The following is a 21,957-nucleotide window of genomic DNA, read 5'->3' on the forward strand; positions in this document are numbered from 1 at the left end:
CAAAGAGGCTGCGCGCGTGAGCGGGCAGCCTCTTTGGGGCGACAGACGGGGCTGTCTTACTGCTTGGCAGCAGCTACCTGAGCGGCAACTTCAGCAGCGAAGTCGTCGACTGGCTTCTCGATGCCTTCGCCAACCTTGAAGTAGGTGAAGGAAACGATTTCAGCGCCGGCTTTCTTGGCCAGCTCGCCAACTTTGACTTCCGGGTTCATGACGAAGGCTTGCTCTTTCAGCGAGGCTTCGGCCTTGAACTTGGCGATACGACCGTTGACCATGTTCTCAACGATGTTTTCCGGCTTGCCGGCGATCTTGTCAGCGTTCAGCTGCAGGAAGACACCCTTCTCGCGCTCGATGGCCTCGGCGGAGATTTCCGACGAATCCAGGAACTCTGGGTTCGAAGCGGCAACGTGCATGGCGATTTGCTTGGCCAGTTCGGCGTCGCCACCTTTCAGGACAACGGCAGCGCCGATCTTGTTGCCGTGCAGGTAAGCACCGACAACGTCACCTTCAACGCGCACCAGGCGACGGATGTTGACGTTCTCGCCGCACTTGGCGACCAGAGCTTCACGAGCCGCTTCACGCGAAGCAACCAGAGGCGCTGCGTCGGTCAGCTTCTGAGCGAAGGCTTCTTCCAGGCTTTCGGCCACGAAGTTCTTGAAGTCGTCTTGCAGAGCCAGGAAGTCGGTCTGCGAGTTCACTTCCAGCAGGACGGCGGCTTTGCCGTCGGTCTTGACGGCGATAGCGCCTTCAGCAGCGACGTTGCCAGCCTTTTTGGCGGCCTTGATGGCGCCCGAGGCACGCATGTCGTCAATGGCTTTCTCGATGTCGCCGCCGGCCTTTTCCAGGGCCTTCTTGCAATCCATCATGCCTTCGCCGGTACGCTCGCGCAGTTCTTTGACCAGCGCCGCAGTAATTGCTGCCATTTCAAAATCCTCTTGGAAAGTTTTTCAACCATTCCACCCGCTCGACGCGGGCGTTAAATTCTGCAAATCGCTGCCTTTATATCAGCTCGCCCATCATGCGGGGCCGTTGCTGACAGCAGGATTTCAAGGTGGCAAAAAGGGGGCAGAGCCCCCTTTTTGCGTGCCAAGTAGACGCTAGCGCCTATTACTCAGCAGCAGGTGCAGCCGCTTCTTCAGCGTAGACTTCAGTGCCGCCGGCAACGTTGTTGCGGCCGCGGATGACGGCGTCAGCCATCGAAGTCATGTACAGCTCGATAGCGCGGATGGCGTCATCGTTACCTGGGATAACGAAGTCAACGCCTTCTGGGCTGCTGTTGGTATCGACAACGCCGATAACCGGGATGCCCAGCTTGTTGGCTTCGGTGATAGCAATGCGCTCGTGGTCAACGTCGATCACGAACAGGGCATCAGGCAGGCCGCCCATGTCCTTGATACCACCCAGGCTGCGGTCCAGCTTTTCCAGATCGCGCGAACGCATCAGGGCTTCTTTCTTGGTCAGCTTGGCGAAGGTGCCATCTTCGGCCTGGGTTTCCAGGTCGCGCAGACGCTTGATCGAAGCACGGATGGTCTTGTAGTTGGTCAGCATGCCGCCCAACCAACGGTGATCAACGTATGGCGAACCAGCGCGAGCAGCTTGCTCAGCTACGATCTTGCCTGCGGAACGCTTGGTGCCGACGAACAGGATCTTGTTCTTGCCCTGGGCCAGGCGCTCTACGAACGACAGAGCGTCGTTGAACATCGGCAGGGTTTTTTCCAGGTTGATGATGTGGATCTTGTTACGCGCGCCGAAAATGTACTTGCCCATTTTCGGGTTCCAGTAACGGGTCTGGTGGCCGAAGTGCACACCGGCCTTCAGCATATCGCGCATGTTGACTTGGGACATGATAGTTCCTTGATAAGTCGGGTTGGGCCTCCACGTATCCCAATGACCAACCCGCGCTTCCGGAGAATCGGGGCACCCAGGTCATCGTGTCGACACGTGTGTGGGTTTAATGCTTACGGGGTCGTCCCCGAAAGCGGCGCATTTTATACCACAGACCGCGAGCGAACGGAACCCGGATCAGGTTGCGTCCGTCAGCCGTTTTTGCAGCACCTGGGCAAACAGGCCAGAATGCCTCCTATAGACAGCAGCATGGCCGCCTTTATCCCGACAGAATGCCGCCCTGCTCTGCTAGAATCCGGCCTTTCCCGTTTGTTCGCGCCGCATGCGGCGCTGTAGAGAGCCTGTAATGACCGTCACCATCAAGACTGCAGAAGACATCGAGAAGATGCGCATCGCCGGCCGCCTGGCCGCCGACGTGCTGGAAATGATCGAGGAACACGTCAAGCCCGGTGTCACCACCGAAGAGCTCGACCGCCTGTGCCACGACTATATCGTCAACGTCCAGCAGGCCATCCCGGCGCCCCTCAACTACAAGGGCTACCCGAAGTCGATCTGCACCTCTATCAACCATGTGGTCTGCCACGGCATCCCCAACGACAAGCCGCTCAAGGACGGTGACACGCTCAACATCGACGTCACCGTGATCAAGGACGGCTACCACGGCGATACCAGCCGCATGTTCCACGTCGGTACCGTACCGGTCTGGGCCGAGCGCCTGTCCAAGGTCACCCAGGAATGCATGTACAAGGCCATCGAGCTGGTCAAGCCGGGCTGCCGCCTGGGTGACATCGGTGAAGTCATCCAGAAGCACGCCGAGAAGAACGGTTTCTCCGTGGTGCGCGAGTTCTGCGGCCATGGCATCGGCAAGGTGTTCCATGAAGAGCCACAGATCCTCCATTACGGCCGCGCTGGCACCGGCATGGAGCTCAAGGAAGGCATGACCTTCACCATCGAGCCGATGATCAACCAGGGCAAGGCCGACACCAAGGTGCTGGGCGACGGCTGGACCGCCATCACCAAGGACCGCAAGCTCTCGGCCCAGTGGGAGCACACCCTGGTGGTGACGGCGACCGGCTACGAGATCTTCACCCTGCGCAAGGACGACACCATCCCGCGCACCTCGGCCTGATTGCACCCAAGGCAACCTCCCAGACAGGAACGCGACGCGATGCCCCAGGTGGACCCCGAGCTGTTCGACCGCGGCCAGTTCCAGGCGGAACTGGCCCTCAAGGCGAGCCCCATCGCCGCCTTCAAGAAAGCCATCCGCCAGGCCGGCGAGGTGCTCGACAAGCGTTTTCGCACAGGCTGCGAAATCCGCCCGCTGATCGAAGCCCGCGCCTGGCTCGTCGACAATATCCTGCAACAGGCCTGGAACCAATTCGACTGGGGCGACCCGAACGGTATCGCCCTGGTAGCGGTTGGCGGCTATGGCCGCGGCGAACTGCACCCGCACTCGGACATCGACCTGCTGATCCTGCTGGGTGCCGCCGAGCATGAACAGTACCGCGACGCTATCGAGCGCTTTCTTACCCTGCTCTGGGACATCGGCCTGGAAGTGGGCCAGAGCGTGCGCAGCATCGATGAATGCGTCGAGCAGGCCCGCGCCGACCTGACGGTGATCACCAACCTGATGGAAAGCCGCACCATTGCCGGCCCCGAAGCGTTGCGCCAGCGCATGCTCGACGCCACCGGCACCGAGCACCTGTGGCCGAGCAAGGAGTTCTTCCTGGCCAAGCGCGCCGAACTCAAGGCCCGCCACCACAAGTACAACGACACCGAGTACAACCTCGAGCCCAACGTCAAAGGCTCGCCCGGTGGCCTGCGCGACATCCAGACGGTGCTCTGGGTGGCCCGCCGCCAGTACGGCACGCTGAACCTGCACGCCCTGGCCGGCGAAGGCTTCCTGCTGGAAAGCGAGAACGAACTGCTGGCCTCGTCCCAGGATTTTTTGTGGCAGGTGCGCTACGCCCTGCACATGCTCGCCGGCCGCGCCGAAGACCGCCTGCTGTTCGACCACCAGCGCAGCATCGCCGCGTTGCTCGGCTACAGCGACGAAAACCCCAAGCGCGCCATCGAACAGTTCATGCAGCGGTACTACCGGGTGGTGATGAGCATCAGCCAGTTGTGCGACCTGATCATCCAGCACTTCGAAGAAGTCATCCTCGCCGATGACGACAGCGGCACCACGCAACCTTTGAATGCGCGCTTCCGCCTGCACGACGGCTATATCGAAGCGGTCAGCCCGAATGTGTTCAAGCGCACCCCGTTCGCCATGCTGGAGATCTTCGTGCTGATGGCCCAGCACCCGGAGATCAAGGGCGTACGCGCCGACACCGTGCGCCTGCTGCGCGAACACCGGCACCTGATCGACGACACTTTCCGTAAGGATATCCGCAACACCAGCCTGTTCATCGAGCTGTTCAAGTGCGAAATCGGCATCCACCGCAACCTGCGGCGGATGAACCGCTACGGCATCCTCGGCCGCTACCTGCCGGAGTTCGGCCTTATCGTCGGGCAAATGCAGCACGACCTGTTCCATATCTACACGGTCGATGCCCACACCCTCAACCTCATCAAGCACCTGCGCAAGCTGCAGTACACACCGGTGTCCGAGAAATTCCCGCTGGCCAGCAAGCTCATGGGCCGCCTGCCCAAGCCCGAGCTGATCTACCTGGCCGGCCTGTACCACGACATCGGCAAGGGCCGTCAGGGCGATCACTCCGAGATCGGCGCGGTGGATGCGCAGAAATTCTGCGAACGCCACCAGTTGCCGGCCTGGGACAGTCGGCTGATCGTCTGGCTGGTGCAGAATCACCTGGTGATGTCGACCACCGCCCAGCGCAAGGACCTGTCCGACCCGCAGGTGATCAACGATTTCGCCCTGCATGTGGGCGACGAGACGCGCCTGGATTACCTCTACGTGCTGACCGTGGCCGACATCAACGCCACCAACCCCAGCCTGTGGAACTCGTGGCGCGCCAGCCTGCTGCGCCAGCTCTACACCGAGACCAAGCGCGCCCTGCGCCGCGGCCTGGAGAACCCCCTGGACCGCGAGGAACAGATCCGCCAGACCCAGTCGGCCGCGCTGGACATCCTCGTGCGCGAGGGCACCGACCCGGACGACGTCGAGCAGCTGTGGTCGCAGCTGGGCGATGACTACTTCCTCAAGCACAACGCCGCCGACGTTGCCTGGCATAGCGACGCCATCCTCCAGCAACCGGCCGATGGCGGGCCGCTGGTGCTGATCAAGGAAACCACCCAGCGCGAGTTCGAAGGCGGCACGCAAATCTTCATCTACGCGCCCGACCAGCACGATTTCTTCGCCGTGACCGTGGCCGCCATGTCGCAGCTGAACCTGAACATCCATGATGCGCGGATCATCACCTCGAGCAGCCAGTTCACCCTCGACACCTACATCGTGCTCGACAACGATGGCGGTTCGATCGGCGACAATCCGCAGCGGGTCAAGCAGATCCGCGACGGACTGACCGAAGCGCTGCGCAACCCCGAGGACTACCCGACCATCATCCAGCGCCGGGTGCCGCGCCAGCTCAAGCACTTCAACTTCCCGCCACAGGTGACCATCCTCAACGATGCCCAGCGCCCGGTGACCATCCTCGAGATCACCGCGCCGGACCGCCCCGGCCTGTTGGCACGGCTCGGGCGGATTTTCCTGGAGTTCGACCTGTCGCTGCAGAACGCCAAGATCGCCACCCTCGGCGAGCGGGTGGAAGACGTGTTCTTCATCACCGATGCCGACAACCAGCCACTGTCCGACCCGCAGCTGTGCAGCCGCCTGCAGGAGGCTATCGTGCAGCAGTTGCAGGCCGGCCAGGCCAGCGATGCCAGCCCGACCCGCGTGACTTTTTAACGATTAGACGATTGACGAGACCTTGCGCCGATGAACCATGCCTTGACCCAGCTTCAGCCTTACCCGTTCGAGAAACTGCGCGCCCTGCTGGGCACCGTGAAGCCTGCGGCGGACAAACGCGCCATCGCCCTGTCGATCGGTGAGCCGAAGCACGAATCGCCGGCGTTCGTCGCCCAGGCCATGGCCGACAACCTCGACAAGCTGGCGGTGTACCCAAGTACCCTCGGCCTGCCGGCCTTGCGCCAGGCCATCGGCAAGTGGTGCGAACGCCGCTTCGGCGTGCCGGCCGGCTGGCTGGATGCCGACCGCCACATCCTGCCGGTCAATGGTACCCGCGAGGCGCTGTTCGCCTTCACCCAGGCCGTGGTCAACCGTGCCGATGAAGGCCTGGTGGTCAGCCCCAACCCGTTCTACCAGATCTACGAAGGCGCGGCCCTGCTGGCCGGTGCCACCCCGCATTACCTGCCGTGCCTGGAAGACAACGGTTTCAACCCGGACTTCGATGCCGTACCGGCCGAGGTCTGGAAACGCTGCCAGATCCTGTTCCTGTGCTCGCCAGGCAACCCCACCGGCGCCCTGGTGCCGATGGACACCCTGAAGAAACTGATTGCCTTGGCCGACGAGCACGACTTCGTAATCGCCGCCGATGAATGCTACAGCGAGCTGTACTTCGACGAAGACGCACCGCCACCGGGCCTGCTGAGCGCCTGTGCCGAGCTCGGCCGCAGCGATTTTGCGCGCTGCGTGGTGTTCCACAGCCTGTCCAAGCGTTCCAACTTGCCAGGCTTGCGTTCGGGCTTCGTCGCCGGCGACGCCGAGATCATCAAGCCGTTCCTGCTGTACCGCACCTACCACGGCTGCGCCATGCCGGTTCAGACCCAGCTGGCCAGCATCGCCGCCTGGCAGGACGAGGCGCATGTGCGCGATAACCGTGACCAGTACCGGGCCAAATACGATGCCGTACTCGACATCCTGCAACCGGTGCTCGACGTGCAGCGTCCGGATGGCAGCTTCTACCTGTGGGCCAAGGTACCGGGCGGTGATGCCGAGTTCACCCGTGACCTGTTCGAGGCCCAGCATGTGACGGTGGTGCCGGGGTCGTACCTGTCGCGTGAAGTCAACGGTGTGAACCCAGGGGCCGGCCGCGTGCGCATGGCGCTGGTTGCACCGCTGGCCGAGTGCATCGAGGCGGCCGAGCGGATTCGCGCTTTCCTGCAAAGCCGCTGATTGGCCCGGGGGCGCTTTGCGCCCCATTCGCGGGTAAACCCGCTCCCACAGCGGATCGGCCTTTCTGTAGAAGCGGGCTTGCCCCGCGAATGGCCATAAGCAGATCTACCTGACCTGCCCCAGGTTCGCCTCACTCAAATCCAGCTCCCCCAGCACCTGCCGCACTACCTCATCGCCCACCAGATGCTGGCGATGCAAGTTATACAGCTCCAGTCGCTGCGCCCGTAGCGCCCGCAAACGCAAGCGCCGCTCCAGCAAGTCCATCTGTTCGGCCAGCGCTCGTGCCTCGGCCGTATCGTTGTAGCTGTCCAGCTCATCCCGATACTCAGCCATCAGGCGCGCCTTCAGCTCGGTGGCCAAGGTCGCCTGTGCCGCATCCTGAGGCGCACTGGCATCGATCACCTCCTCCGCCTCCAGCGCATGGATCGCCGCCTCCACCGTGCGCCTCCAGGCGTCCTGCACTTCCTGATGCAGGCGCTCATCAGGGCTTTTGACGATGCCGCGCAGCAGGAATGGCAAGGCAATGCAGGCACTGACCAGTGACAGCAGGATGACGCCTGCCGCGATGAATATCAGCAGGTCGCGCTCGGGGAAGGCCTGGCCTGCGCCAATCAACAAAGGCACCGACATCACACCGGCCAGGGTTACCGCGCCGCGTACCCCACCCAGAGTCAGCAGCCAGCACGAGCGCGCCGTGGGCATCAGCACCAGCGCTGGCTTACCGCGCCAGCGCCGCACCACGCCAATTGCCCGCCAGATGCTCTGCACCCAGACAAACCGCAACAGGATCAGCGCGGCGAAGATCGCCAGCACATCGAGGCACCGCCAGGCCAAGGTCGGCCAGATCGTGGGTTCATGGCTGACCACGGCCTTGATGATGTCCGGCAACTGCAGGCCCAGCAGCAAGAAGATCAGCCCGTTGAAGGCGAACTCCAGCAACGACCAGACGCTGCGGTTGAGCAGGCGCGTGCTGGTCTGGCGCGGCAACAGGTCGAGCCAGCTCTGCATCATGCCGGCGGCCACCGCCGAGAGGATGCCCGATACACCCAGGCGCTCGGCCAGTACATAGGCGGCGAACGGCAACAGCAGCATGAACACCACGTGGGTGGCCGGGTCATCCCAGCCACGGGCGATCATCCAGGCGCGCAAGCGGCCGATCAGCCAGCTCAGGGCCACACCCACGGCCAGGCCGCCGAGGGCGACCAGCACGAAGCTGAAGCTGGCATCGGCCAGCGAGAACGCCCCGGTAATCGCGGCGGCCAGGGCGAACTTGAAGGTCACCAGGCCCGAGGCATCATTCATCAATGCCTCGCCCTGCAGCATGTGCATCAGCGGGGTCGGCAGGCGATCCTGGGTGATGGCCGACACCGCCACGGCGTCGGTGGGCGACAGCACGGCGGCCAGGGCAAAGGCCACCGGCAGCGGAATGCTCGGCAGCAGCCAGTGAATGAAGTAACCGGCGCCAACCACGGTAAACAGCACCAGCCCCACGGCCAGCGCCACTACCGGGCCGCGGATGCGCCATAACTCACGCTTGGGGATGCGCCAGCCATCGGCGAACAACAGTGGCGGCAGGAACAGGAACAGGAACAACTCGGGGTCCAGGGCCACATGCAGGCCCAAGGTCGGCCAGGCCAGCAGCGCACCGGCGGCGATCTGCACCAATGGCAACGGCAACGGGATCATGCGCCCGACCAGTTTCGACACGCTTACCAGCGTCAGCAGGATGAGGACGGTGTAGGCGGACTGCATCCGTGAAGGCTTCCTTTGTGAACCAAAAACGACAGCGGGGGGGCGAGAGATCGCCATTGAAACAATATGTTAGCGGGGTCTGGTGAAATGAGACCGCTGCACGATAGTCGCAGGTGACCGATGAATATGTAACACGATGATACCCGGCGAGCATGTAGGAACATGCATTGAATGCTGTGGGGCTGCTGACATCGAGCGCCAAACGACCCAAGACATGCACACCCCTTGGCGCTCACCCAATCGTTCCCGCATAATCCCGCGACTGACATTCGGAAATGGAGAGATTGGGGCAGCCTGTGGCCTCAATGCACACAATGACCTACACGCTCTATGGCATCAAAGCCTGGGACGCGCCAGTCAAGTGACGAAAATTCAATAGAATCAATGTCTTAAGGCAATTTCGGCGCCTCAGAATGGCGCCGTTTTTGTTCGTTTCAGCCCCAATAGAATCAGGCGTTTACGGATGCATTTTGGGGAAGAATTTCGCACCTTCCAGTACTGCAGCAGTAGTGTGAGAATCACCGCTCAGGCCGCGCCGTTAGCGGCCTATGCATCGAAGCTGTCTAATATGCATTGGCGAGTTTGGGCGAGTTTCGCCCAGTAAAACCGAGAAGCTGAAGCGCGGTTTTAGACAGCCGAAACACCCTCCTACGGCGTTCTGCCGACACGAATCCACACCCGACATGCATCACCTCGTCGCCATGACCTTGGCCGACGACGCCAAGCAATATACTGTATGTCCATACAGCAACCTTGCAGGCACCCCATGGACATCGATACCACCGGCTTTGAGCACGGCATGCCGACCCAGGTCGAAATGCTCGAGCAGCAATCACACCTCCTGATGTCCGAGAATGATGACCTCAGGGCCAAGCTCGTTCAGGCCCAGGCCAACATCACAAAGCTGGTCGATATCAACCAGGCGCTCAACGCGCAGGTGGCTGCTGAGTCCTTGCGGGCCAATGGCACCCACGTACGCCTGGTGCAGATCGGCAACCGCCTGAGGTGCGTCCATGGGATCGACATTACCCACTGGTTTCCCGACTGATCTCTGCCGGCGGCAACTGTCCGTCGTGCTCCCTCTGGCATTGCTCGCCAGCTATTCTGGCAAGGTCATAAGCTTTCGCCAGCTCTCGATTCGTTCCGACAGACCGGTCGAGCAATTCGGAGAGCACCATGGCGGCGCGGGTGGCTGCCTGGCTTCGGGCGACAGCGGCAGTATCCGTGCCGGAGCAACTGATGGCGGCGGCGAACTTGGCGCCGTCGTCGCGCAGCCGCTGGCCAGCAGCATCGGCGCCAGCAGCACCAGCATCTGCAATCGTTCGTTCCTCCTGACCATGGGCTCTCGCCTCCTCCTGCGCCTGGGCGCGTCGTTGTTCTTCCTGGCGGGCGCCGCGCTCGCCGATCACCTCGGCCAGGCGGTCGCCGCTGTCTCGTTCTGCTGATGCCTGGGCGGCCTCTGCCCTCTCCACTGACCGGCCGTGCTGGTACGCACCCCAGTAGGACGCGAGCAGCGCCAGCAGCAGCGCCGACCTGATGACCCAGGACTTCATGCCAGCGCCCTCCGCACCCCTTCATCGATGATTGCCGGCGTATACGGGTTGCCGCCGTTCTCGTGGACGATGATGCCGAGCACCATGCCGCGCAGCGTGGCCGCGTCCTTGATGTTGATCGGGTCGGTGGTGCGCACGCCCAGGCGCTTCGCCACGGCGCCGGCGTAGGCCTGGGTGTCGTTCTCGTTGCTCGGCGCCCAACGGTTGATGGTTTCGAGCACGGTGTCGATGCCCTTCCCGCCCACGCTGGGCATGCCGTCCTTGCCGCGGTAGTTGATCAGCAGCTTGCCCAAGGCGCGAATGCCATTCTCGGCTTCGTCGAAGCGGGCGAAGCGTGGCTTGGCCACGCCATCCTCCAGCCCGAGCTGCCCTTGCCAGGCATTGCGGGGGTTGAAATCGATGTTGCCGGGGTTGTTGTTGCGGACACCGCGAGGAGTACTCATTGGCCTGTCTCCTCGGCCGGCGCCTCAGGCGCGATGTCTGCCGCCTCTTGCTCAGTCACTTCGACCTTCGCGGAGTAGCGCTTGAGCAGCTTGGCGGTCAGCACTTCGGACCCGGGCTGGCTGCTCAGCAGATTGCGGGCAGCCGCGTCAGCTTCAGCTTCGGTGGCGTACTCCACGGTGCGGATCGGGTCGAGAGCGTTGGTGCGGTTAATGACGATGAAAGGCATGGGTTATCTCCAGGCAAAAAAATACCGCCAGGCGGCGGTCTCGGGGTTTGTTGCGGGATCGGGTCAGGCCGGTGACGCGGGCCAGTCGATTTCGGTCGGGTAGCCTTCCTGCTCGTGCAGACGGCTCAGCGCCACGCGGTAGCGCTTCCATAACTTGAGCTGGTCGGTCTCGGCCTCGGTGGCCTCCTCCAGGTCGACTGCATCCTGCAGCGGCGCGATGGCCTGGTCAGCTGCAGCACGGCGCTGGGCGACCTCAGCAGTGACGCCGGCCAGCAGCAGCTCCTGCTGAGCCTGGGCTTTGGCCTCGGCGGTGATGACCTGCGACCAGTCGATTACACCGGCCGCCTGACCGACGTCGATCCAGTAGGTGGTGTTCGGCGGCGGGTTGCCGGCCGGCACAGCGCCCTTGGCCTGGTACAGCTTTCCATCGGCACCCAGCACACCTTGCCCAGCGGTGTAGGCCTGGTCTGGCTTGTACGGCATCGAGTCGGCCAGGTCGGCAATTGTGTCGATCTGCTGCTGCAGCTCGTTCTGCACGTCGTTGACGTGGTTGCTCACCTCGGCGATCTGCTCGCCCAGGTCGGCGCGTACGCCCTCAACGCGCTGATTGACCGAGCCCGGTACGGTCGGCGGCGCGGTGATCAGCTCGATGTCCTTGCGCAGTTCAGGGTACAGGGCACCGTTGCCGATCTTGTCCTTGAAATACTCCTCATACTCGGACTCGTCGCTGCTCGTCGCACCGCTCACACCGACTCCAGTCGGGTACCAGGGACCGATGTTGCCGGTACGGTCGACCAGGCGCGCCCAGAAGAAGTACTGAACTCCCGCGGCACCCTGCTGCAGGGAATGGTCCTTCTGCGGGTACGCGAAGTCGCCCAGCTTGATAGCGTCATCAAGCGAGGTAGTCTTGCTGTACCAGATCTCTGTGCGCTGGGTATCTTCAGCGCCAGCGGGGAAACCCCACGACAGGCCGATAGCGTACACCTGCGGCTTGGTCGTCAGGTGCGTTACCGCCGGCGGCAACCCCTCCTTCCCTTTCAGCTGGGTCAGAACCGAGTCACGCCAGATCGATGTGATGTCAAACGAGCTGGCTGCTCGCACGCGCGCCAGGTAGGCGCCGGCGTAGATGCCGACCACATCGACAGAGGTGGCCCCAGTGCGCTGCAGGCGGATCCAGTTTCCGTTGTCCTTGCGCCACTCCACGTCGTACGCAACTGCGCCCGGCACGGCCGGCCAGGCAATGGTCATGGTGTTGACCGCAATGCCTTGGTCAATCGCGTGCGCCGAGGTCAGGGTAACGCTGGCCGGCGGCTGCACGGTCGTCACTGGGATGCCACTGATCGGGCGCTCGTCCAGCTTGGCACCGGTATCGATGGCCGCGAATTTGCTCGGATTGAACTCCAGCGCGGTGATCTCGTACTCGCCTTCCTGGGTGCGACTGGTCTTCAGCACGCGGAACAGCTGGACCGCCAGGTCGTCGTAGTCGATGGCCCACTGCAGCTCGGGCTCCGGCTGCACGCCGTACTCGGTGGTCACCGTAACTGCACGCCCAGCGACCGACTGCACGGTACGCGCCTGGGCAGTCCCGTTCGGTAGGTTCAGAATCAGGCGGTCGCCGGCCTTGATCGGGGTATCGCGGTCCAGAGTGATCACCCGACCGGCAGCGACCGAGATCCGGCCACCGTTCGGCCGCCCGGCCACCAGCTCATCAGCCACAGGAATGACGTAGCCAGGCAGCGGGATGCGGCCCTCCATGCCGCTCTTGAAGGTGACGGTACGGTCCTGGCTGTTGCTCAGCAGCGCCCACTTGCCGCGGCGCTGGGCCTCAGAGGCGCGGGTGCAGCCAATGGCCGAGATCTCCACCGGACGGTCCCGGTACCGGCGCTGGAGCGCCAGGTCGGTGACCGGAATGACGTCGGTGTCGTAGTTGTTCGCCGGGTTGTCGTAGCTGACCAGGGCGCGACTGTAGTGCGTGTTGCGCTCGGCGCCGCCGTAGACGAAGTCACCGTCGATCACGTTGGCCCGGGTGAACACGTAGTCGATATCCTGGGCTCGCGGCATATCCGCCTGCATGAACAGCGAACCGTGTGCCCAGTACACCATGCCCCGGTAGATGGCCGCCAAGTCACGCAGCAGCGTCCAGGCCTCGGAGCGGCCCTGCAGGTTCATGTCGCACAGATAGCGCGGCTCTTGACCACCCACACCATCCGGCACCAGCTGGTCGCAGTACTGGGCGATGCGGTACATCTCCCACTTGTCGACCATCCACGATTTGATGCGCTTGCCCAGGCCGAAACGATCCTCGACACACAGGCCGTAGGTCACGAACGCAGGGTTGTTGGTCCAGGCCTGCTTGAAGGTGCCGTCCCACACTCCGGTGTAGGTACGGGCTACCGGGTCGTAGTTGGTCGGTACCGGCCAACGCTTGGCCTTGCACTTCACGGTGACGGCCGGGATGTTCTGGAACTGCTGGGCGTCGAACTCAATGTACAGCAGCGCGGTGTTCGGGTAGCGCAGCTTCTGGTCGATGATCTCGGTGTAGCCAGCGATGGTCATCGTGTCGGCCACGGTGCCGCTGTTTGCGTTCGGCGTGATCCGACGCACACGCAGCATCCAACCGGAAGTCGCCTTGGGCAGGTTCACGCGCACGGAGCGCTGGTAGCCGTTGGTGGTTTTGCCGTCCACGGCGCCTAGGTGAGACTCGACGTAGGCGCCTCCATCAGTGGCGATATCGATCGCATACTCGATGCGGTAGCCATTGGTGTTGCCGCTGCTGTCCTGCTGGGCCAGGCGTGGCCAAGTCATGCGCACGCGCACGGCCGACAGCTGGGTGTTGCTCAGGGCGCGGGTGAAAGGGTTGTCGCTGCGCAGCTCGACATTGACATTGGTCTCGTACTCAACAGAGGGAATGCCCTGGATGTACTCCTGCTCGACGGAGCCTGGGCGCCACTCCCACTTCACGCCGGGAAAATTCACGTTGCCGCTGGCATCCATGATCGGCGTGTTGTCGAGGTAGATGTCACGGTCGGTTGGCGTGCCGTCAAACTCTCCTTCGCCTACGGCCAGCAGAATGCTAGCGATGTTGGTCGACTGCAGGCTGTCCGGTGCTTCAACAGGCGTCTTGGGCTTACTACTGCCGCCTTTCGCGCCAGCGATTTCGAGGTGCTCTGCTACGCCCATACTTTTCTCCAGGCAAAAAGAAACCGCCCGGAGGCGGCTTGTTAGTTGTGATGACGTTACGTCTTGTCTTCTGCGCGAATCGAGGCGGAGATAACAGCACCGCCCCACCGGCGCTCGCCGATGCAGATCGGGACAGGGTTGCCGCTGGCTGTGGTGTTCTTGGCTGAGCCAAATGCGTAACTTGGAAGATTTTCAGGTGCTGCGCTTTGGGAGAGGCCTTTAGCCTGGGGGCTTAGCATTTGGATAACGCCGCCGGCGACCATTGCCACCCCAGCTGGAAGAAGGGCCTGGAATCCAGGAACTGGGATGAAAGAAGCAGCGATCAGTATCGCACCGATCACTGTCTGCAAGACTCCGCCGCGCTTACTGCCAGCAACGACCGGAACAATTTTCACCACTTTGGCGCCACTGCGACCGAACTCGGCCTCACCAACGTTTTTACCGTTTCGGTAAATTGCGAACCTCATTCCCAAGCGAGACAGGCGATCAACCTCCTCTTTGAAGCCTGGAAGCGTGATCGTCAGCGCCTTCAGCAGCTCGCAGACGCTGCCTGTATCCAGAAGCCGCCGATGCTGTTTCCCCAGAGCTTTACGCAAGGTGCCTGAGAATTCGATAAGTGTCATTTCTTGGGGCATGCATTTCTCCAGACGAAAAAAAACCGCCCAGTGGCGGCTTTATGCTTCAAAAATGTCTACAGACAGTTTTGCACGGACGAAGTAATTTTTGATCTGCCAATGCTGATGCCAGGCATCCGCTGATAAAGCTTCACCTCGCTACCGCGTTGAATTTGCTTAATTTCCAACAGCTCGTTGGTTTGGCCTATCGATTCAGCTGAGGATATCAACCGATAGCCCGTTAGGGTCTCATTCATGGTTACGCCAGCTTGGTGCTCTTGCCATTCAGGCAGGACGCACAGGGCGTATGCCTTTGGTGTTTTCGAGGTCTCCGCGACAATCGTAGGATCACCATTCAGCAAGTCCCCGGGGGTCGTACATCCCGCCAGCAACATCAGCCCCACCGCACCTATCAGAATTCGCATGTAATCCCTCCTTGTTGATGGAGTGAATCTACCATCTGTTAGGCCCGGCTCAAAAGCATGAAGGACACCCACTAAGGTGAAATCCAAAAGTAAAGATTTTGTGCTTGCTGCCGAAAGGTGAATTTCACCATAAGGATTCCAGCATGATTTCTCGAAGCGCTCTTTCGCTAATCACACTCCTGACAGCTACTTCTGCTGCAGCCCAGCAACCAGCCACTGAAGCTTTTCCACATACACCATCGATCATTCACGAAAAAATGACCTATAACGGTGAGGTCATCTATGAAGCAGACGTGGATATGGCGGGCCCCAAGCCCAAGTCGATTTCGCTGCAAATTACGGTCGACGACTTCTCTCGGACCTGTCTCTCTACCGTAGGCAGCGTCTCCACTGAGCAGCGTGAGCGACGCTCTGATAAGGGTGTTACCGGCTATCAAGTCAGCTGCGTGGTCACCTCGATCTCTCCGACTGGTGACGCTAAGGCGGATGTTGTTTATACCATCCAGGACCCAGCAAAGAACGTCAGGAAATCGGGTCACGTCAAAGCGATTTTCCAGGAGGGGAAGGAGTACAAAACCGTCAGCAATGGCTCTCAGGTCACGCTGTTCCTCCGGAGCTACTGAGCCAGGCCAGCCTAGTGTCCAGGGCACCAGGCCTGGGCACACATCCAGTGTGGATGGAAAGCCAGTACCGCGCCACCATTTCGCCATAGTAGCTTTGCACCTCCAACGAACCGCCCCGGTCCGTTGCCGGAGAACCCATGGACTGGGGGATTAAGCGACCTTGGAGGTCGAATGAGCACCAAAATTACACCTAAGGGGGCACCCATCCATTTTCTTCAGGAAGGGGAGCGGCTTTCGGATACCGCAGAGCGAACTCCAATTATTCCTGTGATTCGCATATCGATACTGCCAGCTCTGCCAGCATCCCCGAACATTGCAGTCCCAGGTACAAGCCCTCTAGAAGTCACTGCATTGATCGACACGGGAGCTGAGGGAGTCTACATAGACGAAGACTTCGCGAAGCGGAATGGGTTTCTCAGCGAAAAAACCATGACCGTCTATTCGGCCGCAGCGACTACCACCGAGCCGGTCTACCCAGCTCTTTTCGAGCTGCCGGAATCTTCGTCGCACTATAGGCAATTTGCGGAGTTTACCTCGGTCCCACTCCGAAAAAACGGGCGCCAGTACGATGCAGTTCTCGGTATGCAGCTGCTTAGCAATGGCGTGCTTGTGATGGACTTCGACTCACACACCTACCGGTTTGAATTCACAACTCAGGCCAACAAATAGCAACTCTCTGGTATCCCAAGGACCGTTCTGCCTCAATGGGATGACTTCACAGTCATCCCATTCATGGGGCACCAGCGGCTTTACAGGAACAACCTGTGCTCGCGGGTCGATCCTTGCCTCGAGTCTGCTCACGGCGACCACATCAGCTTTCTGCTCACTCATATTTCCCTCTGCGGCCTAGTCGCTTCATTTCGCGTCCAGATGGCGCAACACAAAACGCGTCCGGTCGAGCCATGGCCCGCCGAACACGACGATTTCTGAAGGCCGCCCCAGCAAGTGGTGCAGCATGAATGGGCCTGGGCCGAAGACCTGCGCATGCTCTTCTGGCAGCTGTGCGGCATCGCCCAGGTAAATGCCGGCGTGGTTCGGATGGGCGGTGCGGCCAACAGCCATTACGATCATGTCGCCGCGCTGCGGCTGGCTCACCTGGTAGAAGCCGGCCGCCTCGTAAGCCTGTTCATACAGGCTCGGTCCGTCCGACTTCTCCCACCACCCCTCCTCCCGCGCGTACGCCGGAAAGTCCAGACCCCACTCGCGCTTGTACCAGTCCGCACAGACCTGCCAGCAGTCCCAGGCACCATGCACGAACGGCCGGCCCAGCAGCGGCGCATGACCGGTCGGCGTGATGGTGCGCAAGTCGCCCTCCGGCCACGACATGATGTGCCAGGGCAGACCAGTGGCCTCGCACATAGCAAGGTCACGCGGCGAAGGCCGGCTGGTAGCGTCAGGGTGCGAGTGTACGATGCCGATCACCTCGCCCTGGTCATCAGCTTCCGCGTACTGCTCCGGCGAGATGCGGAACTCTTCGGCCGGTTCGATCGCAGTGTTCTCACAAGGCAGGTACCGGTGAGCGCGGCCGACGGCCACAATCAGTCCGCAGCACTCGCGGGGGTACTCAGCCGCAGCGTGCGCCTGCACGGCGGCGAGAATGTGTTTGCGCATGGTCAGCTCCGTGCGATCAGGGAAACAGCGGGGAATCCGCCAAATGGCAATTGGTTGCCCTGCCCGTAGCGGACTGTGCAGCCCGTATCTAGGCAGCCGTTGCACTGATCCTTGGCCGGGTCGTCAGTAGGATTACCGTCAAGGTCGAAGTAGGGGCCGGTGTAGCCGCAGTTTGGACCACGGTACCCGGCGGTCATTGCCCAGTGGCAGAGCTGGGTCATCTGCCGGCCGATCGTCTCCCCGCCCACGTCGCCAGGGCTGGCCAGCTCCCAAGAAACCGTGGTGCCGTTCTCGGACACCTTCTGGTCGATGTACCAGACCTCGATGGCTTCCTCGGTCGGGTCGGCCTCTGGGTTGCCTGCCGGAAAGTTCACCGCATCCAGGTACCGCGCCATCGTGTGGCGCAGGGTCAGCTTGAACTCGAGTAGGTTATCGAAGGCCAGGCACAGGGCTGTAATCCGGCCGCTGACGTTGCCCACGGTGAGCGTGGGGCGCACGGCGGTACCGTCCGAGTTCGCTTCGATGCCCTCGATCTGCATGGGCCAGGCGCCATACTCATTGCCCTGCCACCAGATCGACTTGGCCGGCAGCTGGTCCGCATTCGCGCCAGCGGCTGCGAGCTCCTCGGGAGTGTGCGGTATTGCGTGCCCATGAAACCGCAGCGTGTCTGCCCCAAAGTCCGAGCCGTCAAGCTCAAACAGCAGCACCTCGCTGCCAGGCTCCAGGGTCTGGATGTCCTTGATCAGTGACATGCGAATTCCTTACGGGTGGAAAGCCCGCGCGAAGGTTGCGGAGACCTTGAACCGGCCGCCGCCCACCGGCATGGGCTTCGGGTCGGCACAGGTGAATAGCCCCAGGTCGCCGAGCGGGGTAGTCCAAAGAAAGGCCTTGGCGCCAGCGTGTCGGTCGAAGAATTCCATGATCTTGCGGACTTGGGCCTTCGTGCCGGTTACGGTGATCGGGTAGCTGTCCTCTTTGTTGTTGGGGCCGTCACCCACCACCTGCCGGTACCCGCCACCAAACTTGGATTCGCGGACCCGGTAGGTGATATCTGGCGTCTCTCCGCGCTGTGTTGGCCAAGTGAACGTTTCGATGGCCATTAGCCCCTCCTGTTGATTGCGCGCCAGATCGAACCACCCTGCCGAAGCCCAGCGGCGATGGCCTTCTCGACTTCAGCCTTGGTGGCAGCCTGGATGCCCTGTCCGAATGCAGCCTGGTCCTGAGGCGACTGAACCCCTGTGGATGACTGCCCAGACGCATCGACCTGAACCGATACCGGGAAACTGTACGAAGCCCCTCCACTAGCGCTGGAGATCTGGCGGGGTACCGCCGTCGGCGTAACCAACCCGCCATCTGCGTAGCCGCGAATGTTCAGGGTTTGCAGGTAATCAAGCATTCCTGGCTGGCTGACAACTTCGCGACGCAGTACGAACTCGCCGGCATGGACAATGCCCGCAGGCTCATACTTGCCACCATCTCCTGTGTAACCACCGTCAGAGAATCCATACGCGGACGAGTACCCGGCCTGGGATGCTCCCAGGTTGGACGACACCGCGCCTGCAGACCCAGCCTCCATGCCGTTGCCGGTACCACCGCCGAAATAGGCAGAGGCCGCAGTGGCGCCCCAGCTCACCAAGCTACCCAGTAGGCCAGAAGCAGCCTGCTGTGTCGCGATGCGAGCCATATCGGCCAGCACCGACTTGGTGAAGTCGGCGAACGAGAACTTGCCCGTCATGGCGAAGTTCACGACCGCGTCCTCCATCGAGCTGAAGGCGCTGGTGAACAGGGATCTCGTCTGCCCAGCGACATCCCGGGCCTGTTCCAGGTAGTTCTGGAAGGCCGACGATGCCCCTTTGCGCCAGTCGCCCTGGGCTTCTGAAATCTTGTCGTAGTTGTCCACGACGGTATCTCGGTACCCGTCCTCGGCTTTGCTCAGGATGGCAAGGTCGCGCTCATAGTCGTCCTGGCTGTACTTGTCTGGAGCGGTGCGCCTGCGATCAAGCAGCTTCGCACGCTCGTCGTTAAATCGGTCGGTTACACCATCGAGATCGCGCTGCAAGCCCTGTTGGCGATCACCAAGACCGATATTATTCGCTGCCCTCGTGCCCGATGTGGAGAGCGCGGCACGCTGCCGTTCCAGCTGGTCGACATAGGCTTGGGTTGCAGCGGTCTGCTTGGCCAGCCGACCCTGCTCGTTGGTCGCCAGTACAGCCAGCTCGGTGTCGGCGTCCTTCTGGGCCTCGACCATGGAAGCGCGGGCATCGGCGATCTTCTGGTCCAGCTGGATTCGCTGCTGGGCGCTGGTGCTACTCCGCCCCTTGGCATCCTCCAGCGCCTTGATCTCTGCCTCGTAGGCGTTCGTGACCTCGGCCTTTTGCTGCTCGAGGATTGCGGCCCGCTGGGCTGAGTACGACTCTTGCGAGATCAGGCCGGCCTTCTGTGTCGCGTCCAGCTCCTTCTGGTGGTTCTTGTACTCGGACAGGATGGCGCTCAGCGCGTTCTTCTGGTCGTTGAATCCGGAGAGGTCGATTGGGGAAGTCTTTCCGACCTTGTCCTTGTTCCGATCCGCAATGCCCTTGGCCAGAGTGTCGTAAGCGCCTCCCGATACTTTGTCACCATCGAAAGACACACCAGCCAATAACGGGCTTTGCTTGCCTGTCTCCTTTGCAGCCTCACGCAAATCAATGAACCGCTGCTTCAGGTCCTGTAGCGCCTTCGCTCTCTTGCGCTCAGGGTTCGCTTGGTCGAGCTGATCATTCAGCTTCTTCTGGAGGTCGGCTTGCTTCTGGATCGCGGCCTCCCCGTCCGCACGATCCTGACGTTCTTTGGCGCCAGCATCGATTCGCTTCTGGATCAAAGCAATCTCGTCGGTGTACTGCTTTTTCAGGGCGTCTCGTGAGCTATCGCTGAACCAGAACTGCTTATCTATATCAGCAACCTGCTGCTGCAGCACCTGCATACGGAACTGATCTGGATCAGCCGCAACCCCTTGCTTTAGCTCATTCCAGTACCTGCGCACAGCGCTGGTCGCGTCATCCCAAAGCTTGGCAATACCCCGAGTGGACTCTGATGTTTCCTCATTGCGGCGGGTCATTTCCTCCGAGACTTCGCCCGCAAGCAGCTTCAAGGCATCCATGTGGCGACCCTGGTCTTCAAGGGCCTGAATCTGATCGAAGGTTGCCAGGGTCACTGCGTGGTACTTGGAGTTGAACTCCAGCGCGAAAGCCGTAACGTCGCTTTTTGCCTCGACAAACATTTGCGCGAACTTACCGGCGCTCTCACCGCTGGCAGCGGATAGCTGGGTAGCCGCTCCGGCAACGGCGTCGAATGTCTCGCCCGTAAGCTTTCCCGATCCAACCAGTGCGAGCAATGCCTCATTCGCCTGGCTGAAGTACTTCCCATTGGCCAGCTTGTTTTGCAGGTCAACGAGTTGGGATGAAGATTTCCCTGCAGCGCCACCTGTAGAAGCAAGAGCCTTATTGAACTCATTGAGATCGCCAATCCCAGCAACTACTGCCACGGCCAGCCCCGTGACCGCCGCCGCGCTGAGCGTCAGCGGACTGATCAGGCCGGCAATGTAGCCACCCATCGCCTTTGCAGCCGGACCTACGCCGCCGAACATGTCCTTGAGCTGCCCGCCCTGCTGCAACAGCACCTGGAGCGGGGCCTGGCCGCCCTGCAGGGACACCACGATGTCGGTGAACTGTGCCGGCACGCCGCGTAATGCCGCAGCCGTGGCCTTGGCCGACATTCCGGTTTTGTTCAGCGCAGTATCGGCGCCGCCCAGCGCAGTGCGCGCCTGGTCGATCTTGGTCTGGTACTCGCCGAACGTCTCCGCATCGAGCGCGCCGCTCGTGCGGAAGCCCTTCAGCTTCTGCTCCATCTGGTCCAGCCGACTCATGGCCGCGACGGTCGGGTCGATCTTGCCCAGCAGCTCCTCAAGGGCCTGCCCTTCCTCCCGATGCGCGCCGGCAGCCTTCTTCGCCGCCTCCGCCTGGCGCTCCTCGGTGGCGATCAGAGCCTGCGCCCGGCTGTTGATGGCAGCCTGGCGGCTGGCACTGTCCGACAGCACGGCGTTCGCCTGGGCGGTTACCTCGGCGCTCTGCTCGGTTGCCCGGTTGAGCGATTGAACGTACTGGCTGGCCTCCAGGGACGCCTTGGCCACGGCCAGAATCCTGGCCTGCTGCTCGTCGGCGGATTCGGCGGCGCGCCGGCCGGCCTGGGCACCGGCATCCGTGGCGCTGGTGAGTGCCTCCTGCACCTTGCCCGCCTGCGCGGCCTCATTCCGGAACGCCCCCATGTTAGCGGCGGCGCTGCTGAACGCCGTGGAAGCGCTGGTAACGGCGCGCCCCACGGTGGCCATCTGCTGCGCCAACTCGGTCTGCTTGGCGTTGAGCGCCTGCAGCTCCTGCACAATCTGCCGGGTATCACCCTGCAGGCTGCCCAGGGCGGTCTCCCAGGCACGCCCGGTTCGACCGGCCGATTCCTCGCTGCGCTTGCCGGCATCAGTAAGCTGGTCAAGGTTGTCCTTGGCCTCAACGGCATCCCCGGAGTCGATCTGAAGACCGAGAGAAGCGATGGTAGTCATG

The 21,957-nt window shown here is 61.8% G+C and carries 19 protein-coding genes; 6 read left to right on the forward strand and 13 right to left on the reverse strand.

Translation table 11 applies throughout. From position 1 onward, the window contains the following. Nucleotides 1–56: 56 nt before the first annotated feature. Nucleotides 57–920 (reverse strand): translation elongation factor Ts, encoded by an 864-nt coding sequence (tsf, locus tag BGP85_RS23345; RefSeq protein ID WP_103445333.1) that lies wholly within the window; start codon nt 918–920, stop codon nt 57–59. Between the two features lie 184 nt (nt 921–1,104). Further along, nucleotides 1,105–1,842 (reverse strand): 30S ribosomal protein S2, encoded by a 738-nt coding sequence (rpsB, locus tag BGP85_RS23350; RefSeq protein ID WP_027920037.1) that lies wholly within the window; start codon nt 1,840–1,842, stop codon nt 1,105–1,107. Between the two features lie 346 nt (nt 1,843–2,188). On the opposite strand from rpsB, the gene map reads away from it, so the two are divergent. Genes map through dapC form a run of 3 tightly spaced genes read left to right on the forward strand, consistent with a single transcriptional unit; the run spans nt 2,189 to nt 6,940 of the window. Next, nucleotides 2,189–2,971 carry a type I methionyl aminopeptidase gene (map, locus tag BGP85_RS23355; protein WP_025337973.1) on the forward strand — a complete coding sequence of 261 codons (783 nt, stop codon included), beginning with the start codon at nt 2,189–2,191 and terminating at the stop codon, nt 2,969–2,971. Between the two features lie 39 nt (nt 2,972–3,010). Continuing rightward, nucleotides 3,011–5,713 carry a [protein-PII] uridylyltransferase gene (locus tag BGP85_RS23360; RefSeq protein WP_103445334.1) on the forward strand — a complete coding sequence of 901 codons (2,703 nt, stop codon included), beginning with the start codon at nt 3,011–3,013 and terminating at the stop codon, nt 5,711–5,713. Nucleotides 5,714–5,743: 30 nt separating this feature from the next. Beyond that, nucleotides 5,744–6,940, forward strand: a complete 1,197-nt coding sequence (dapC, locus tag BGP85_RS23365) for a succinyldiaminopimelate transaminase (RefSeq protein ID WP_103445335.1) — start codon at nt 5,744–5,746, stop codon at nt 6,938–6,940. Nucleotides 6,941–7,045: 105 nt separating this feature from the next. On the opposite strand, the gene BGP85_RS23370 is transcribed toward dapC, so the two are convergent. Then, complete coding sequence (locus BGP85_RS23370) at nt 7,046–8,692, reverse strand: Na+/H+ antiporter (RefSeq protein ID WP_103445336.1); 1,647 nt, start codon at nt 8,690–8,692, stop codon at nt 7,046–7,048. A gap of 766 nt (nt 8,693–9,458) precedes the next feature. Between BGP85_RS23370 and BGP85_RS23375 the strand changes: the two genes are divergently transcribed. Next, the gene (locus BGP85_RS23375; protein WP_103445337.1) at nt 9,459–9,740 is read left to right on the forward strand and encodes a hypothetical protein; all 282 of its coding nucleotides are present in this window, start codon (nt 9,459–9,461) and stop codon (nt 9,738–9,740) included. Here BGP85_RS23375 and BGP85_RS23380 read toward each other — a convergent pair. The 6 genes from BGP85_RS23380 to BGP85_RS23405 all read right to left on the reverse strand — a co-directional run bounded on the left by BGP85_RS23380 (nt 9,718) and on the right by BGP85_RS23405 (nt 15,134). Further along, on the reverse strand, nt 9,718–10,245 hold the full coding sequence (locus BGP85_RS23380; protein ID WP_103445338.1) for a DUF2514 domain-containing protein: 528 nt from the start codon (nt 10,243–10,245) through the stop codon (nt 9,718–9,720). The two genes, BGP85_RS23375 and BGP85_RS23380, sit on opposite strands and share 23 nt — an antisense overlap. Beyond that, entirely contained in the window at nt 10,242–10,688 is a 447-nt protein-coding gene (locus BGP85_RS23385) for a structural protein P5 (protein WP_103445339.1), read from the reverse strand. Before BGP85_RS23385 ends, BGP85_RS23380 begins: the two co-directional genes overlap by 4 nt. Then, nucleotides 10,685–10,915 carry a hypothetical protein gene (locus BGP85_RS23390; protein WP_103445340.1) on the reverse strand — a complete coding sequence of 77 codons (231 nt, stop codon included), beginning with the start codon at nt 10,913–10,915 and terminating at the stop codon, nt 10,685–10,687. The genes BGP85_RS23385 and BGP85_RS23390 overlap by 4 nt, the downstream gene beginning before the upstream one ends. 63 nt (nt 10,916–10,978) lie before the next feature. Further along, the gene (gene gpJ, locus BGP85_RS23395; protein ID WP_258036121.1) at nt 10,979–14,095 is read right to left on the reverse strand and encodes a TipJ family phage tail tip protein; all 3,117 of its coding nucleotides are present in this window, start codon (nt 14,093–14,095) and stop codon (nt 10,979–10,981) included. A 56-nt stretch (nt 14,096–14,151) separates the two neighbouring features. Continuing rightward, the gene (locus tag BGP85_RS23400; RefSeq protein WP_103445341.1) at nt 14,152–14,730 is read right to left on the reverse strand and encodes a tail assembly protein; all 579 of its coding nucleotides are present in this window, start codon (nt 14,728–14,730) and stop codon (nt 14,152–14,154) included. Nucleotides 14,731–14,786: 56 nt separating this feature from the next. Beyond that, complete coding sequence (locus BGP85_RS23405) at nt 14,787–15,134, reverse strand: hypothetical protein (protein WP_103445342.1); 348 nt, start codon at nt 15,132–15,134, stop codon at nt 14,787–14,789. A 143-nt stretch (nt 15,135–15,277) separates the two neighbouring features. Here BGP85_RS23405 and BGP85_RS23410 point away from each other — a divergent pair, with 143 nt between their 5' ends. Both BGP85_RS23410 and BGP85_RS23415 read left to right on the forward strand, forming a co-directional pair. Beyond that, nucleotides 15,278–15,757, forward strand: coding sequence for a hypothetical protein (locus tag BGP85_RS23410; protein ID WP_146048997.1), 480 nt, complete (start codon nt 15,278–15,280; stop codon nt 15,755–15,757). A 171-nt stretch (nt 15,758–15,928) separates the two neighbouring features. Then, a complete protein-coding gene (locus BGP85_RS23415; protein ID WP_103445344.1) occupies nt 15,929–16,426 on the forward strand; it encodes a retropepsin-like aspartic protease in 498 nt (165 codons plus the stop codon). A 186-nt stretch (nt 16,427–16,612) separates the two neighbouring features. On the opposite strand, the gene BGP85_RS23420 is transcribed toward BGP85_RS23415, so the two are convergent. Genes BGP85_RS23420 through BGP85_RS23435 form a run of 4 tightly spaced genes read right to left on the reverse strand, consistent with a single transcriptional unit; the run spans nt 16,613 to nt 21,956 of the window. Then, a complete protein-coding gene (locus tag BGP85_RS23420; protein WP_103445345.1) occupies nt 16,613–17,368 on the reverse strand; it encodes a C40 family peptidase in 756 nt (251 codons plus the stop codon). Nucleotides 17,369–17,370: 2 nt separating this feature from the next. Continuing rightward, complete coding sequence (locus tag BGP85_RS23425; protein WP_103445346.1) at nt 17,371–18,120, reverse strand: phage minor tail protein L; 750 nt, start codon at nt 18,118–18,120, stop codon at nt 17,371–17,373. A 9-nt stretch (nt 18,121–18,129) separates the two neighbouring features. Then, nucleotides 18,130–18,468 carry a phage tail protein gene (locus BGP85_RS23430; protein ID WP_103445347.1) on the reverse strand — a complete coding sequence of 113 codons (339 nt, stop codon included), beginning with the start codon at nt 18,466–18,468 and terminating at the stop codon, nt 18,130–18,132. After that, nucleotides 18,468–21,956 (reverse strand): phage tail tape measure protein, encoded by a 3,489-nt coding sequence (locus tag BGP85_RS23435; RefSeq protein ID WP_103445348.1) that lies wholly within the window; start codon nt 21,954–21,956, stop codon nt 18,468–18,470. The genes BGP85_RS23430 and BGP85_RS23435 overlap by 1 nt, the downstream gene beginning before the upstream one ends. Between the last annotated feature and the right edge of the window lies 1 nt (nt 21,957).

Source organism: Pseudomonas putida (genome assembly GCF_002906855.1).
GTDB classification, from domain to species: Bacteria; Pseudomonadota; Gammaproteobacteria; order Pseudomonadales; family Pseudomonadaceae; genus Aquipseudomonas; species Aquipseudomonas putida_N.

Bases quoted from the DNA above. Each gene is read 5' to 3' on its own strand.
- tsf (WP_103445333.1), bottom strand. From the start codon at position 920: ATGGCAGCAATTACTGCGGCGCTGGTCAAAGAACTGCGCGAGCGTACC.
- rpsB (WP_027920037.1), bottom strand. From the start codon at position 1,842: ATGTCCCAAGTCAACATGCGCGATATGCTGAAGGCCGGTGTGCACTTC.
- map (WP_025337973.1), top strand. From the start codon at position 2,189: ATGACCGTCACCATCAAGACTGCAGAAGACATCGAGAAGATGCGCATC.
- BGP85_RS23360 (WP_103445334.1), top strand. From the start codon at position 3,011: ATGCCCCAGGTGGACCCCGAGCTGTTCGACCGCGGCCAGTTCCAGGCG.
- dapC (WP_103445335.1), top strand. From the start codon at position 5,744: ATGAACCATGCCTTGACCCAGCTTCAGCCTTACCCGTTCGAGAAACTG.
- BGP85_RS23370 (WP_103445336.1), bottom strand. From the start codon at position 8,692: ATGCAGTCCGCCTACACCGTCCTCATCCTGCTGACGCTGGTAAGCGTG.
- BGP85_RS23375 (WP_103445337.1), top strand. From the start codon at position 9,459: ATGGACATCGATACCACCGGCTTTGAGCACGGCATGCCGACCCAGGTC.
- BGP85_RS23380 (WP_103445338.1), bottom strand. From the start codon at position 10,245: ATGAAGTCCTGGGTCATCAGGTCGGCGCTGCTGCTGGCGCTGCTCGCG.
- BGP85_RS23385 (WP_103445339.1), bottom strand. From the start codon at position 10,688: ATGAGTACTCCTCGCGGTGTCCGCAACAACAACCCCGGCAACATCGAT.
- BGP85_RS23390 (WP_103445340.1), bottom strand. From the start codon at position 10,915: ATGCCTTTCATCGTCATTAACCGCACCAACGCTCTCGACCCGATCCGC.
- gpJ (WP_258036121.1), bottom strand. From the start codon at position 14,095: ATGGGCGTAGCAGAGCACCTCGAAATCGCTGGCGCGAAAGGCGGCAGT.
- BGP85_RS23400 (WP_103445341.1), bottom strand. From the start codon at position 14,730: ATGCCCCAAGAAATGACACTTATCGAATTCTCAGGCACCTTGCGTAAA.
- BGP85_RS23405 (WP_103445342.1), bottom strand. From the start codon at position 15,134: ATGCGAATTCTGATAGGTGCGGTGGGGCTGATGTTGCTGGCGGGATGT.
- BGP85_RS23410 (WP_146048997.1), top strand. From the start codon at position 15,278: ATGATTTCTCGAAGCGCTCTTTCGCTAATCACACTCCTGACAGCTACT.
- BGP85_RS23415 (WP_103445344.1), top strand. From the start codon at position 15,929: ATGAGCACCAAAATTACACCTAAGGGGGCACCCATCCATTTTCTTCAG.
- BGP85_RS23420 (WP_103445345.1), bottom strand. From the start codon at position 17,368: ATGCGCAAACACATTCTCGCCGCCGTGCAGGCGCACGCTGCGGCTGAG.
- BGP85_RS23425 (WP_103445346.1), bottom strand. From the start codon at position 18,120: ATGTCACTGATCAAGGACATCCAGACCCTGGAGCCTGGCAGCGAGGTG.
- BGP85_RS23430 (WP_103445347.1), bottom strand. From the start codon at position 18,468: ATGGCCATCGAAACGTTCACTTGGCCAACACAGCGCGGAGAGACGCCA.
- BGP85_RS23435 (WP_103445348.1), bottom strand. From the start codon at position 21,956: ATGACTACCATCGCTTCTCTCGGTCTTCAGATCGACTCCGGGGATGCC.